The organism is Providencia sp. 6390, assembly GCF_058148425.1.
Window position 1 is genome coordinate 1 of record NZ_JBYVYL010000003.1, and the last position, 15468, is coordinate 15468.

Annotated in this window: 13 protein-coding genes; 3 read left to right on the plus strand and 10 right to left on the minus strand. The window is 41.1% G+C overall.

All coding sequences use genetic code 11. The features are described 5' to 3' along the window. From AC3Z9T_RS07405 to xerD, 7 genes are all read right to left on the minus strand, one after another. Positions 1-1803, minus strand: a 1803-nt coding sequence (locus AC3Z9T_RS07405; protein WP_490125561.1) for a hypothetical protein, incomplete at its 3' end; no start/stop codon positions are given. Continuing rightward, positions 1800-2327 (minus strand): YuaE family lipoprotein, encoded by a 528-nt coding sequence (locus tag AC3Z9T_RS07410; RefSeq protein WP_490125562.1) that lies wholly within the window; start codon positions 2325-2327, stop codon positions 1800-1802. The genes AC3Z9T_RS07410 and AC3Z9T_RS07405, both read right to left, overlap by 4 nt. A 789-nt stretch (positions 2328-3116) precedes the next feature. After that, the gene (gene lysS, locus AC3Z9T_RS07415; protein WP_490125563.1) at positions 3117-4637 is read right to left on the minus strand and encodes a lysine--tRNA ligase; all 1521 of its coding nucleotides are present in this window, start codon (positions 4635-4637) and stop codon (positions 3117-3119) included. 7 nt (positions 4638-4644) lie between these two features. Beyond that, positions 4645-5746, minus strand: a protein-coding gene (gene prfB / locus AC3Z9T_RS07420) for a peptide chain release factor 2 (RefSeq protein WP_490125564.1) whose coding sequence is annotated in 2 segments (ribosomal slippage) — positions 4645-5667 and positions 5669-5746 — 1101 coding nt in all. Because the reading frame shifts where the segments join, the coding sequence is not laid out codon by codon here. Positions 5747-5877: 131 nt separating this feature from the next. Then, positions 5878-7611 carry a single-stranded-DNA-specific exonuclease RecJ gene (recJ, locus tag AC3Z9T_RS07425; protein ID WP_490125565.1) on the minus strand — a complete coding sequence of 578 codons (1734 nt, stop codon included), beginning with the start codon at positions 7609-7611 and terminating at the stop codon, positions 5878-5880. Positions 7612-7620: 9 nt separating this feature from the next. Further along, positions 7621-8322 (minus strand): bifunctional protein-disulfide isomerase/oxidoreductase DsbC, encoded by a 702-nt coding sequence (dsbC, locus tag AC3Z9T_RS07430; RefSeq protein WP_490125566.1) that lies wholly within the window; start codon positions 8320-8322, stop codon positions 7621-7623. Positions 8323-8342: 20 nt separating this feature from the next. Continuing rightward, the gene (gene xerD / locus AC3Z9T_RS07435; RefSeq protein WP_490125567.1) at positions 8343-9254 is read right to left on the minus strand and encodes a site-specific tyrosine recombinase XerD; all 912 of its coding nucleotides are present in this window, start codon (positions 9252-9254) and stop codon (positions 8343-8345) included. A gap of 92 nt (positions 9255-9346) precedes the next feature. Between xerD and fldB the strand changes: the two genes are divergently transcribed. Further along, the gene (gene fldB / locus AC3Z9T_RS07440; protein WP_490125568.1) at positions 9347-9865 is read left to right on the plus strand and encodes a flavodoxin FldB; all 519 of its coding nucleotides are present in this window, start codon (positions 9347-9349) and stop codon (positions 9863-9865) included. 37 nt (positions 9866-9902) lie between these two features. Here the strand turns inward: fldB and AC3Z9T_RS07445 are convergent, their stop codons facing one another. Both AC3Z9T_RS07445 and sdhE read right to left on the minus strand, forming a co-directional pair. After that, a complete protein-coding gene (locus AC3Z9T_RS07445; protein ID WP_490125569.1) occupies positions 9903-10313 on the minus strand; it encodes a protein YgfX in 411 nt (136 codons plus the stop codon). Further along, positions 10294-10560, minus strand: a complete 267-nt coding sequence (gene sdhE, locus AC3Z9T_RS07450) for an FAD assembly factor SdhE (protein WP_490125570.1) — start codon at positions 10558-10560, stop codon at positions 10294-10296. Before sdhE ends, AC3Z9T_RS07445 begins: the two co-directional genes overlap by 20 nt. A gap of 252 nt (positions 10561-10812) precedes the next feature. On the opposite strand from sdhE, the gene ygfZ reads away from it, so the two are divergent. Next, positions 10813-11799: a tRNA-modifying protein YgfZ gene (gene ygfZ, locus AC3Z9T_RS07455; RefSeq protein ID WP_490125571.1), complete on the plus strand. Its 987-nt coding sequence runs from the start codon at positions 10813-10815 to the stop codon at positions 11797-11799. An 11-nt stretch (positions 11800-11810) separates the two neighbouring features. After that, positions 11811-12431 (plus strand): HD domain-containing protein, encoded by a 621-nt coding sequence (locus AC3Z9T_RS07460; RefSeq protein ID WP_490125572.1) that lies wholly within the window; start codon positions 11811-11813, stop codon positions 12429-12431. 85 nt (positions 12432-12516) lie between these two features. Here the strand turns inward: AC3Z9T_RS07460 and gcvP are convergent, their stop codons facing one another. Next, positions 12517-15393 (minus strand): aminomethyl-transferring glycine dehydrogenase, encoded by a 2877-nt coding sequence (gene gcvP, locus AC3Z9T_RS07465; RefSeq protein ID WP_490125573.1) that lies wholly within the window; start codon positions 15391-15393, stop codon positions 12517-12519. Positions 15394-15468: the final 75 nt, after the last annotated feature.

Sequence of the window (15468 nt, forward strand, 5' to 3'; positions counted from 1 at the left end):
CTGCTGGCTATCGCCATACTGTTTGGATAATGTATCTTGCGCCACCGTTTGTGCTTGTAATTGCTGTTGGGCGACTTTTAATTTATCTTCTAACTGTTTTGCCGCCTCTTGCTGCTTCATTAGCTCATCGCGAGCAACTTGGCTTTCTGTTGCCATTTTTTGTGCGACATCTTGCTGCTGCTTTAATAAAGCAACTTGTTGATTAAGCTCTACGGTCAATGATTTCACTTGCTCATCACTAGCTTGTGTCATCAGCTGCTTCTGCTTTTCAATTTCACTCTGCAGCTGTACAACATCAGCGGTGGCTTGCTTAAGTTGTGATTGCGCCTCAGTGTAATTCTGCTCGCTTTGCGTTAACTTTTCTTGCAGTTGTTGTTGAGCTTGTTGGCTCCCTGCATACTGTTTAGCTAAAGCTTCTTGATCTGCTTTTTGCGTTTGCAGTTGCTGTTGAGCTGCTTTGAAATCATTTTCGAACGTTTTAGAGGCTTCTTGCTGTTTAATTAATTCAGCTTGAATATCATTTTTCTGTTTCTCAACTAATTGCAGTGCTTCTTCTTTTTGTTTCAATAGTTCTTGCTGCTTGGTCAGCGATGCGGTCACTAATTTAACTTGTTCGTCACTATTTTTATTTAAGCGCTCAGCTTGCTCTTTTGAATCAAGCTCTAACTGAGCAATTTGCGCGGTCAATTGTTCAACTTGTTTCTGCGCATTTTCAAATTCTAATTTTGCTTGTTCGAGTTGTTGATCTTTTTCTGCTAATTGGCTTTCAGCTAAAGCTTGCGCTTTAACACTTTCACCGAGTTTTAACTCAAGCTGTTTAATTGTTTGTTGAGCTTGTTGGTTTTGTGAGGACAAAAGGTCTAGATTATTTTGTTTTTCAACAAGTGTATTTTTAGCTAACGATAATTCATCGGTGAGTAATACGATGGTTTCTCTATCATCCGTCGCTTTTAATTGTTCTTGTAATAAGGCGACTTGATTTTTATTTTCTGCTAGCTCGCGATTAATGCGCTCTATTTCAAATTGCTTTTCAGCAATCGCATGACTTAACTCTGCGACCGTCTTATTATGTGCAATCAATTTTTCAACTAATTGCCTATCCGTTAATAACTGATGATAAGCAATTAACTGACCCGCCCCTTGAGCAGCGCCAAATTTAAATAAATGGGTTGCTTGCTGCTGAGCAAGTAGGTCAGCTAGCTGCTGTAAATAAGCGTCATTGTTGGCTAATGATAATGCCGAGAACCGAGAGGAATATAGGCCTATAGGATCCAATACTATTTGGTATTTAGCAAAATCGCGTGACAAATACTGCGGGTGCCACTGATTAGAATCAAATAAGTACGGATAAGATGACAATAACAAAGACTGGTGTGCTGAACCAGTTTGTTGTACTGCTGTATTTTCTGGCACTGGACATTCAGACAAAGATACCTGAGCTACCTCTTGCTCTGGTTTGGTAGTCTTTATCTGTGTCGTTTTTTGCTGAGCCTGTTGATTAACGACTTTCTGCGTATTTGATGGTGTAGTAAGTGCTGGCGTTTTTGCTTGCCCTGCATTTTTTTTACTTACCGCAGATTTTGATTTTTCTTTTGGCTCAGGTGCAAGCGGTAAAGAAGAAAATGAATCATAACCTTGACCTTGGGTGTTCAATGGCTTTTCAGGGACTCTGCCCTCCTGCTCTAATTGCAGGTATGTATCGAAGTCATCAATGACATTATTAAAGCTATCCGACTTAGCAAAATGGCTAAAAGTAGCCGAAAAAATGGCCAAAGAGACACAAAGTCTTAGGTTAATTCTCATAATCCACTAATTTTTTCCAAAGTTGATTCGGTTGACAAGACTGAGTTATAACGAACTTTGGCGCAAAGCACTTTTGTTTTCGCTTCTATTGCCATTTGTAATAATTCAATCGTATCTGGGCTCGCCGTTGAGGATACTTGTTTATAGAGCTGATTAATCTCACTGACTTCTTTAAATGAGCCTACTAAACGGTTGTAATCTTTAGGTGACAACGTTTTAAGGGCATTAAGCTCTTTAATACAAGTATTCAAATGTTGGAATGACTCTTTCTCATTTCCAGTAGTATTTAAACTTGTTACTGTTGACTCTGTAGGCTTATTGCTGATTGCAGTATTTAAAACAGCTTGAGAATCCGCATAGGAGTAATCCATTTGCTGCTGTTTAGGCGCAGAGACAGGTGTCGTTGGAGTTGTAACTTGAGTTTTTTCTGTATTGTTCGTGTTATAGCCCAAAGAACAGCCAGATAGCATCGCAGTCCCAGCCAAAAGCAAAGACGCAACAAAAAATTTATTGTTTGAGAACATATGGTTACCTTACCAGCACTTTTTCTTCGCTATTATAATGACATCCAAGAAACCTAGTGTAAGCTAAAACCTAGCTATTTTCTATAAGCCCCAATCTAGAAATAGAGACATCTCATAAATTTAGGTTAATTATTTTAATCTTAGCACTAAATTGGAACCCACCACACTGTTTTTTCACGCACAAAAATAACCCAAAACACTTATTTTGAGTTTTATAAATAGCTACAGCAAAAAGCTACCATCTAACAAACTTATTTGAAACCTTTATTTAATAAATAACCTATTAAGGGCGCAAGGTAATGATAACAGTTTGAGTACCCCTACAAATCAAATATTTCAACTTAGAAATAATTTCTAACAAAAAAATAAAATTACATTTTTTATCTATTCATCTCACCTGATTAGAAGCATTAGAAGAATTACACATTATATGTTCAAATGCCGCTATCTACACTGCCTAGCATTTTCACTTATATCAATCGATAGTTAATCATCGTTTACCTATCGTTAACTACGGCTATTTATCTAGTCAGTTTTATTTAAGTAATAATTTAACAATTACTAATTGTATTAACTTATTAATTATACAATTTTGGCAGACATTCAATAGAATAATGCCCAGCATGTTAACTGGGCATTATTAATATACTCGTCATACTTCAAGTTGCAGGGCTTTTCGTTGAAGCATAAGTGACCATGCTACGCTCACCGAGTCACCGTGTTTATCTATGCTCCCCTATCTACCTTCGCTTGTCGCCTACCTGCAACTCGAATTATTTTGAGTATAGACTAAGCTTTAGTTGGGCGTAATGCAGGGAATAGGATAACATCACGGATCGTATGACTGTCAGTAAACAACATCACCATACGGTCAATACCAATACCTAAGCCTGCAGTTGGTGGTAAACCATGCTCTAATGCTGTGACATAATCTTCATCATAGAACATCGCTTCATCATCACCTTCATCTTTATGACGAACTTGCTCAGCAAAACGTTCAGCCTGATCTTCAGCATCATTTAACTCAGAGAAACCATTACCAATTTCACGACCACCAATAAAGAACTCAAAACGGTCAGTGATAAATGGGTTATCGTCATTACGACGAGCTAATGGAGAAACTTCAGCTGGGTATTCAATAATGAAAGTTGGCTGAATTAAGTGGCTTTCAGCAACTTCTTCAAAAATTTCACATTGAATGCGACCTAATCCCCAGCTATTTTCAATTTTAATACCAAGAGATTGGGCAATCGCAACTGCTTTATCCATATCATCCAGATCAGCAACATTGGTTTCTGGGCGATATTTGCAAATGGCTTCTTTCATCGTTAATTTAGTAAATGGCTTACCAAAATCGAACTCTTGCTCGCCATATTTGACCACTGTCGTACCTAAAACTTGTTGCGCTAAAGTACGGAACAGCTCTTCCGTCAAATCAATCAAGTCACGGTAGTCAGCATATGCCATATAGAGTTCCATCATGGTGAACTCAGGGTTATGACGAGGTGATAAACCTTCATTGCGGAAGTTACGGTTGATTTCAAACACACGTTCAAAACCACCCACAACTAAACGTTTCAGATAAAGTTCAGGTGCAATACGTAGGTACATATCAATATCTAACGCATTATGGTGTGTCACAAATGGACGTGCTGAAGCACCACCAGGGATAACCTGCATCATTGGTGTTTCAACTTCCATAAAACCCTTACCTACCATGAAGTTACGCAGTTCAGATAAAATCTTAGAACGCACCATAAAGGTGTGGCGTGATTCGTCGTTAGCGATCAGGTCAAGATAACGTTGGCGGTAACGAGTTTCTTGATCCGCTAAGCCATGGAATTTGTCTGGCAAAGGACGCAGCGCTTTTGTCAACAAACGAACTTCATGGCAATGAACGGTTAGCTCACCTGTTTTGGTTTTAAATAAGCGGCCTTTAGCGCCTAGGATGTCGCCCAAGTCCCACTTTTTAAATTGTTCGTTATAAATGCCTTCCGCTAGATCATCGCGAGAAACATAAATTTGAATACGACCACCCATATCTTGCAATGTCGCAAATGATGCCTTACCCATAATACGGCGAGTCATCATACGGCCTGCAATTGAGACTTCAATATTCAGGTCTTCCAGCTCTTCTGCCGTTTTCTCATCATATTGTGCATGGATCTTTTCGGAAGTGATTTCACGGCGGAAATCACTTGGGAACGCGATCCCTTTTTCACGTAAAGCCGCTAATTTCTCTTTACGGGTTTTTAATTCGTTATTCAAATCGGGAGCTTGTTCTGCACCCTGTTGTTGCTGCTGAGACATTTTTTCCTCACAGGCCAGCTTTTAAACTAGCTTCAATGAATTTATCCAAATCACCATCCAGTACGGCTTGCGTGTTACGCGTTTCCACACCAGTACGTAAATCTTTAATACGCGAATCATCAAGAACATAAGAACGAATTTGGCTTCCCCAGCCAATATCCGACTTGTTCTCTTCCATCGCTTGTTTATCTGCATTCTTTTTCTGCATTTCCAGTTCATAAAGCTTGGCTTTTAACTGGCGCATGGCTTGATCTTTATTTTTATGTTGCGAGCGGTCATTTTGGCACTGAGTCACAATATTCGTTGGTATGTGTGTGATACGTACCGCTGACTCAGTTTTGTTAACGTGCTGACCACCAGCACCCGAGGCGCGGTAAACGTCAATCCGTAAATCTGCTGGGTTGATTTCAATATCAATATCATCATCAACTTCAGGGTAAATAAAAGCAGAACTGAATGATGTATGGCGACGACCACCTGAGTCAAATGGGCTCTTACGCACTAAACGATGGACCCCTGTCTCCGTTCTCAGCCAACCATATGCATAGTCACCAATAATTTTAATTGTCGCAGATTTTAAACCTGCCACATCACCGTCTGACTCTTCAATAATTTCTGTTTTGAAGCCTTTCGATTCTGCCCAACGCAGATACATACGCATTAACATACTTGCCCAGTCTTGGGCCTCAGTACCACCAGAACCAGCTTGCAAATCAATATAACAATCTGCGCTATCATATTCACCCGAGAACATCCGGCGAAATTCTAATTGTTCTAACTTCAGTTGCAGTTGTTCTAACTCTTCGCCGGCTTCATTAAAGGTATCTTCGTCATCCGCTTCAACAGCGAGTTCCAACAAACCTTCTACATCTTCAATGCCTTGAGTTAACTGATCGATTGTATCGACTATCGCCTCAAGTGAGGAACGCTCTTTACCTAAAGCTTGTGCTCTCTCAGGTTCGTTCCAAACATCAGGTTGCTCTAGCTCTGCGTTAACTTCTTCTAAGCGCTCTTTCTTGGCATCATAGTCAAAGATACCCCCTAAGAACCGCCGTCCGGTCAGACAAGTCCTGAATCTTACTTTTTACTGGGTTAATTTCAAACGTCATTTTTCAATGTCTTATGTTGGGTCATTTAATAGAATGAATTCTTCACAAACTGTCAATTATATCGGAATTTCCCTGCAATTTATAGCGCCATAAAAACCGAATAGTTGAATAAAACAGGCTCTCTAGATAAATTACTCAGGCCAAATGTGTTCCACCATCAATTGAACGCTCTTTTGGCCTCTAAATTCATTAACATCTAATTTAAACGCAATCTTAGCACGTTTAATACTGTTATCTGGCCAACGACGAACATCAATATTAAACATAATAGCATCCAGCATTGGCCCACCATTGACAGGTTCTAACATCAGTTTAAGGTGGCGTTCCCCCACTAAACGTTGCTGCAAAAGTTGGAAATGGCCATCAAATACAGGTTCAGGGAATGATTGCCCCCATGGGCCACTTTCACGTAACAGTTCAGCGATTTCTAAGGTAAACTCACTACGAGCTAGTTCACCATCACTCCATACTATGCCTGCTAACTGTTCAGGTTGAATTAATTCTCCCATCAATAGCTCAAAATGGTGTTTAAATAATTCAAACTTCGTTTCTTCTAAACTTAAACCTGCCGCCATAGCATGACCGCCAAACTTTTGCATCAGCCCCGGTTGTAGTGTGTTCAAACGCTCTAATGCATCACGCATGTGCACGCCTTGTACCGAGCGCCCCGAACCTTTTAATGTACCATCGCCCGCAGGTGCAAAAGCAATGACTGGTCGATGATATTGCTCTTTGATCCTTGACGCTAAGATGCCAACAACCCCTTGATGCCATTCAGGATGGTAAATAGCTAACCCGTTAGGCAATTGGCTATCACCATACTCAATTTGATTAAATAAAACAGAAGCTTCTTGCTGCATACCCGCTTCAATTTCACGCCTTGCTTGGTTTAAACCATCGAGTTCATTAGCCAGTTCGCGTGCATAGGCCATATCATCGGTCAGTAATAATTCAATGCTGACTGACATGTCATCCAGACGGCCTGCGGCATTCAAGCGAGGCCCTAAAGCAAAACCAAAGTCATTAGCCACTAAACGTGAACATTCGCGTTTTGACACCTCAATTAACGCCTTGATACCTGCGCAACAGCGCCCAGCTCTTACTCGGTTCAGCCCTTGATGCACTAAAATACGGTTGTTGGTATCAAGGGGCACAACATCAGCAACGGTACCTAGTGCAACAAGATCTAAGTACTCAGCTAGATTCGGCTCATTGAGTCCTTGCTGAGCAAACCAGCCTTCTTGGCGAAGCTTAGCGCGCAATGCCGACATCAAATAAAAGGTGACACCAACACCTGCAAGTGATTTTGAGGCAAATTGGCATCCAACTAAGTTAGGGTTAATAATGGCATCTGCATTCGGTAATATTTCACCCGGCAAATGATGATCAGTCACAATGACCTTAATACCAAGGCGGTGTGCTTCCTCAACCCCTTCATGGGAAGATATACCATTGTCAACCGTGACAATCAGATCAGCTCCTCGTTTATAGGCTTCTTCCACCACCTGTGGCGTTAGCCCATAACCATTTTCAAAGCGGTTTGGAACAATGTAATTTAAGTTTACATAGCCCATTTTCTTAAGTGCACGAATAGCTAATGCCGTACTTGTTGCACCATCAGCATCAAAGTCACCAACAATCGTGATGCGCCCTTGGGTTTCTAATGTGCTATACAGTAATGATAACGCACTCTCTACCCCAGATAATGCACGATAGTCCAATAAATTAGAGGCTTTACGCTCTAATTGTGCAAGATCAGTAATACCTCGATGAGCATACACGCGCTGGAGGATCTCGGGAAATCCAGCCAAGGCTGTTATATCATCAGTTAATGTGCGCTGACGCAAAAAGGTTTCTACATTCACAGTAATTAACTATTTTTGTTCAAGTATCTTTAAAAGATCATCTGGTGCTAAATAACCTGATAGTAATTGCCCATCAGGTAAGACGATCGCCGGAGTTCCAGTCATTTTAAATTGACGGCCTAAATTAATGTGTTTACTCAGATCAATTTTACAATCATCAATCATAGCAACTTCATCACCTTTAAATGCTTTAGTTAGCGCATTTTGTGGTAAGGCATTACACCAAATGGAAGCCATCTGTTTTGCAGACTCGTGATTTAATCCCTGACGTGGGTAGGCGAGATAACGTACTGTGATACCTCTATCATTTAACTCACCCACTGATTCATGCAGTTTTTTGCAGTAGCCACAAGTAATATCAGTAAAGACCGTCACAACATATTTCTCTTTCGGTGCTTTAAAAATAATCATCTGATCTTTTAGCGCTTCCACTTTTTTCATCAGCGATTGATTGGAAATATTCACAGGCACATTACCACTAAGATCATAAATAGGACCTTGCACCAGATACTTACCATCATCAGTCACATAAATAACACCATCAGAGGTATCAACAGTATTAAGACCAACAATAGGTGATGGCTTAATTGACTCAACCGTTAAATTATATTTGGCCAGTTTCTCTTCAATAACTTTATCATCGGTGGCAGCATGGGCTGAAACAGAGAATGCAGCGAAACAAGCTACCCATAATAATAATTTACGTTTCATAGTTATCCTTATCATGCACATCATCCCCTTGGATGATGTTGCTCATGTAACATGCGCAAGCGTTCAGTTGCGACATGTGTATAAATCTGAGTGGTTGAAAGATCACTATGACCTAACAACATTTGTACAACGCGTAAGTCTGCACCATGGTTCAATAAATGTGTGGCAAAAGCGTGCCGCAAAACATGAGGGGAAAGCGCCTCTGAATCAATATTCGCAATAACCGCATAATGTTTAATACGATGCCAAAATGTCTGCCGAGTCATCTTTGTGCCACGTTTACTTGGAAACAGTACATCACTGGTCTTGCCACCTAAGAGAGCAGGACGCCCTTCTTGGATATATTTTTCTATCCAATAAATCGCTTCTTCGCCTAACGGGATCAATCTTTCTTTATCGCCTTTGCCCACAACACGGATCACCCCCTGTCGTAAACTAATATCAGGGAAAGTTAACCCTACTAACTCTGATACACGTAGACCGCAAGCATACAATACTTCGAGCATCGCTTTATCTCGTAATTCGAGTGGATCTTCGGTTGCTGGAGCATTGAGTAAATCGTCAACTTGTTGCTCACTTAAATCTTTTGGCAATCGCTGAGGTATTTTCGGTGCCGCAATCACTGCCGAAGGGTCATCAAGACGGATTTTTTCACGATAAAAATACTGAAATAGACGGCGCATGGCACTCAACAACCGTGCTGAGCTCGCCGCCTTATAACCGCCATCAATACGTTCAGCCAGAAATGATTGTAAATCAATTGATTGAACATTCTCTAAATTTAGTTGATTTGCTTCTAACCATTTATCTAATAATTGTAAATCCAAACGATAAGAAGCCAATGTATTTTCAGCTAGATCTTGCTCTAGCCAAATAGTATCAAGAAATTGTTCAATTAATGGATTAAGCTGTTTTGTTTCCACGTGCCTCATATTCCTCTTCGCGATCACACAATCATTATGCCTGAATCCGCTTCATTCTGTTACAATACCTCTCTACTGCAATGAAAACTAGCTACATTAACATGAAAATAGGTCTCTTTTACGGTTCTAGCACTTGTTATACCGAAATCGTCGCAGAGAAAATACGCGACATTTTAGGTGATAACTTAGTCACATTACATAATGTTAACGATACACCACCTGAAATGATGGAACAGTATGATGCTCTCATTTTGGGTATCCCTACGTGGGATTTCGGTGAAATACAAGAAGACTGGCTAGCAATTTGGGACTCGCTTCCCAATCTTGAGCTTAGCGGCAAAATTGTTGCTATGTACGGAATGGGTGATCAAGTTGACTACAGTGAGTGGTTCCTTGACGCACTGGGTATGCTCTATCATCAGTTGAAACCCACCGGCGTCAAATTTATTGGTTTCTGGCCACTAGAAGGCTACGAGTTTGATAGCCCTAAACCGCTGACAGAAGATGGCAGCCAATTTGTTGGATTAGCGCTGGATGATGTCAACCAATTTGATGAAACGGATGAACGTATCGCCCAATGGTGTATGCAGGTATTAACTGAGCTCGAAGAGCTACTGTGACAATTGTTGGCAACTCATCTCTTTACTGCAATATGCTTTAAATATCTGGATATTGCAGTAATAGTTGGTTTAAATTACGCCAATTCTCTTCCGATAGCGAATCTTTTGCTACCCATAAATGGATCCTTTGTGGCTTCCCTTGTAGCGCACTTAATGTAAGTAGTGTTCCCACTCGGGTACACCATGGCTGCCTGACGATACTCCACTCATTCTTTTTCCATTGTACTTTGTTACCATTAACGAGGACGGCAACCCCTTTAATTTTGCTGATGTTTTTTTGGCTTTTCGCCCAACTTGCTATCACAATCACCAACAATGGTAACCAGACCATCGAATTACCTGGAGCCCATGGTGCAACCAATAAGATGAAACCAACTATCCCATGAACACAGGTTGAAAAAAATTGAGTTTTCCATGAAATGGAGAGATTAGATTTCCACAGGACCACGATTTTTATTTCTTTCCTGGATTAGTTTAACCATACCAAATAGCTCGTCATCGTCTGGGCGACCGTGATTCATTAACCAATTAAATAGGTCTGGGTCAGCACATTCCAGTAAACGAACGAAAGTGTGTTTGTCTTTGTCAGAAAGACTATCAAACTCATATTCAAAGAATGGCATGATGGAGATATCCAACTCACGCATTCCACGACGACAAGCCCAATGAATTCTAGCTTTGTTCTCTATATCCATTCCACTACGACCTTATTTTGTTGCAGTTAACTGATAAGATTGATTATTTTTAATACTTTAACAGATTATCATTCAAGAAAACATGACTTAGAATACAATGTTGTGAATTTCCATTGCCCTATCGCGTTTTTATCCAAGAATACTGATTAAAAATATTAAATAATTGATAGCGCATCATAATAATTACTTGCAATGTTATCCAGCTATTTTACCATTAACCACCTTCTGAAATGAAAGAACACAGGTGAAATCATGACTACTGACGTTACCCACTTACCATCATCCCCCCTCGATTCTCAGTCTTTACCACTTGTATTGATTTCACTGGAAAACTGGGGACTCGTTCATTTACATGGCCTCGATGCGCAAAAATATCTACAAGGTCAAGTTACTGCTGATGTCGATGCACTCGAATCAACACAACATACTTTGACCGCACATTGCGATCCTAAAGGGAAAATGTGGAGTGATTTACGTCTATTCCATCATCTTGATGGTTTCTCTTATATAGAAAGAAGTAGCGTCCTCGAAGCCCAACTGGCAGAACTGAAAAAATATGCCGTCTTCTCAAAAGTAACTTTTGAGCAAAAAAACGAACTGAAATTACTGGCAGTTGCAGGTAAAGGCGCACGTGAAACACTAACAACTCTATTTAGTACGCTTCCAAATAATGAAAGCCAAGTAGTGGTTGATGGTCACTCGACCCTATTACATTTTTCTCAACCGAGTGAACGCTTCCTGATTATTACAGATGAAGCAACTGCACAAAAATTAGCAGATACTATTAAGACCACCACTGATGATCAGCAATGGTTATCACTCGAAATCGAAGCTGGCTACGCAGTTATCGATCAGGAAAACAGTGCTCAACACCTACCTCAAGCGACTAATCTACAAGCACTACCGTATGGGATCAGCTTTAAAAAAGGCTGCTATACAGGACAAGAAATGGTCGCTAGAGCCAAATTCCGTGGAGCGAATAAACGTGCTATGTATTGGCTAAAAGGCACTGCAGAATCGGTTCCCGCTATTGGTGATGGTGTAGAATGGCAGCTTGGCGACAAATGGCGCCGCACAGGTACAGTACTCGCAGCAGTTAAATTAGCTGATGGCCAAATCAATATTCAAATTATTATGAATAATGATATGGAAGCAGACAGCGTATATCGTGTTACGGGTGATGAACAAAGCCACCTAACCATTCAACCACTCCCTTACTCTTTGGAAGAAGAAAAATAATTGAGGTTTTTATGTCATCTGTAAATGGTAATAAGCCAGTTGAAGTTATGAATTTTGGCGGTTTTACCGAAGTTGTTCAATTTTTAATGGAATTAGACAAACTAAAAAGCGTTTATCGCAAAAATAAGTTGTTGAACAACGAAAGACAAGAAAATACAGCTGAACATAGCTGGCAATTTGCAATGGCAGCTATGAGCTTTGCCCCTTATGTTAAAGGTGTGAATGTTGATCACGCGATCAAACTTGCATTAGTACATGATATTGTTGAAATCGACGCTGGTGATGTACTGGTTTATGACATTGCTGCGCGTGATGCTATTCGTGAGCAAGAAATTCAAGCTGCTGTGCGTATTTTTGGATTACTGCCTTTCCCACAAAATGAACAGTTTTTAGCCTTGTGGAACGAGTATGATGCCGCAGAAACATTAGATGCAAAATTTGCTAATGTCATCGATAGAACCATTCCAATGTTGTTGAATTTGCACAACCAAGGCCAAAGTTGGGTAGAAAACAATATCCGTTTAGAGCAAGTTGTTGCTCGAAATGAATTTATTGAAGAGGTTTTCCCTGAGTTTTGGGAACAGTTGTTGCCACAGTTAGAAGCGGCGCAACAAAAAGGCTGGTTGTTGTAATATTTTCTCACCATCTAAAGTTAAGATCCCCGATAACTTGGCTATCGGGGATCTTAATTACTATTTCTATTTAAATCAGTATCGATTAAATATAGTCTTCAATCGGTACACATGAACAATGTAGATGGCGATCACCATACACATCATCCAAGCGTTTTACTGCTGGCCAATATTTATTCGCTTTAGTTGCTGCCGTTGGGAATACTGCTAATTCACGGCTATATGTATGGTCCCATTGCCCTGCAAGCTCTGTTTGAACATGTGGTGAGTTAACCAGAGGGTTATCCTCAAGTGTCCATTCGCCTTTAACCACCCTATCTATCTCACTACGGATAGATAACATGGCATCAACGAAGCGATCAATTTCAACAAGACTTTCAGACTCTGTAGGCTCAATCATCAATGTACCCGCAACAGGGAATGACATCGTTGGTGCGTGAAAACCATAGTCAATTAAGCGTTTAGCAATATCTAATTCACTGATGCCAGTATCTTTCTTGATAGGACGCAGGTCAACAATGCATTCATGTGCAACATAACCATCACGGCCAGTATACAGAATGTCATAGTGGCCTTGCAGGCGCTTAGCAATATAGTTCGCATTTAAAATAGCCACTTGGCTAGCTCTTCTTAAACCATACGAACCCATCATGCGAATATACATCCAGCTGATTGGCAGTATTGATGCACTACCAAATGGTGCAGCAGAAACCGCGCCCTGATCTGTCACCATCTCTTGCTCAACCACTGAGTGACCTGGTACAAATGGTGCTAAATGTTTTTTGACACCAATTGGTCCCATACCTGGTCCGCCACCACCATGTGGAATGCAGAAGGTTTTATGCAAGTTTAAGTGGGAAACGTCGGCGCCAATGTAACCTGGCGTCGTCAATCCAACTTGCGCGTTCATGTTGGCACCATCAAGGTACACTTGGCCACCAAATTGGTGAATGATTTCACAAACCTCTTTGATGCTTTCTTCATAAACACCGTGCGTTGATGGATAAGTCACCATCACACAAGAGAGATCTGCGCTGTGTTTTTCTGCCTGTTGACGTAGGTCAGCTAGATCAATGTTCCCTTCATCATCACAGCGAACTACTACAACTTCCATACCCGCCATATGGGCTGATGCTGGGTTAGTACCGTGCGCCGATGCAGGGATCAAACAGATATTACGATGCCCCTCATTGCGGCTTTCATGATAACGGCGGATCGCTAATAACCCTGCATATTCCCCTTGAGCACCTGAGTTAGGTTGCATACACACTGCATCATAGCCAGTAAGCTGCACTAACCAGTGAGAGAGCTGCTCGATCATTTGGTGATAACCTTGAGCTTGCTCTGTTGGGCAGAATGGGTGCATCTCACCAAACTCAGGCCAAGTAATCGGTAACATTTCTGCCGCAGCATTCAGCTTCATCGTACATGAACCCAGTGGGATCATCGCTTGGTTCAATGCTAAATCTTTGCGCTCTAAGCTATGCATGTAGCGCATCATTTCTGTTTCGCTATGATAACGATTAAAGTTTGGATGAGATAAGATCACATCGTCACGTTTCATCGCAGGTGAAATCGCCTGTTCTTGGGCTGCAACTTGCTTATCCAATTTTTCAAAATCTAATTTGTGCTCACTACCGGTGATCACAACAAATAAATCGTTCAAGTCTTGACGGATGGTTGTTTCATTAAATGTGACACCCACTGCACCATGAACATCCGTTCTAAGATTTACTTTAGCCTTTTCTGCACGAGCCAGTACAGCAGCTTTATCAGCCACTTCAACCGTTAAAGTATCAAACCAACTATGATGACGTAGTGCTACACCCACCTCTTTTAATGCTTGAGCAAAAATAGAGGTGAAACGATGAATACGCTCAGCAATCAGTCTTAAACCTTGTGGGCCATGATAAACCGCATACATGGCTGCGATATTGGCGAGTAACACTTGTGATGTACAAATGTTTGAGTTAGCTTTTTCACGGCGAATATGCTGTTCACGGGTTTGCATCGCCATACGAAACGCGGTGTGGCCTGCGGCATCACGTGATACGCCAATAATACGACCGGGCATTGCACGTTTAAACTCATCTCGGCAAGCAAAGAAGGCAGCATGCGGCCCACCATAACCCATTGGTACACCAAATCGTTGCGCTGAACCGAAGACGATATCAGCCCCTTGTTTGCCCGGAGCCGTTAATAACACTAGTGCCATCATCTCTGCAGCAACACAGCTAACAATTTTGCGCTCTTTTAGCTGAACAAACAGTTCGGTGTAATCGTGTACCTCACCTGTCGTACCCACTTGCTGTAATAACGCACCAAAAATACCTTCATGATCCAGTATTTTTTCTGCTTTATCGACAATCACTTCAAAGCCAAATGTACCAGCACGAGTGCGAACAACATCCAGTGTTTGTGGATGAATATCATCGGCAACAAAGAAGCGCTCCGCATCTTTAAGCTTACTGATCCGTTTTGCCATCGCCATTGCTTCTGCTGCCGCAGTCGCTTCATCTAACAATGAGGCTGAGGCCAACTCTAAACCGGTTAAATCAATCGTGACTTGCTGGAAATTTAACAGCGACTCTAAGCGCCCTTGAGATACTTCAGGCTGATAAGGAGTATAAGCCGTATACCAACCTGGATTTTCAAGTAGATTACGTAAAATCACCGGTGGTAATATTGATGGGGCATAGCCCATACCAATGTAGCTTTTATACCTTTTATTTAAACTGGCAATCGCTTTAAGTTCTGCAAGTGCTTCTTGTTCTGTTGCACCGCTACCGACTCTTGGTGGCTCAGCGAGTAAAATAGCTTTCGGTACAATATTGCCCGTCAGTACATCAAGAGATGCCGAACCCACTGTGTCCAACATGGTTTTTACTTGTTGTTCTGATGAACCAATGTGGCGTTGAATGAATTCTGAACGGTTTTCTAATTGACTCAGAGACATCGTCATATCTGTGTTCCCATTCCTATAACTGCAACAAAAAAAGTAAGCTTGAAAGAAAAACGCCCCATAATGTTTTCATTA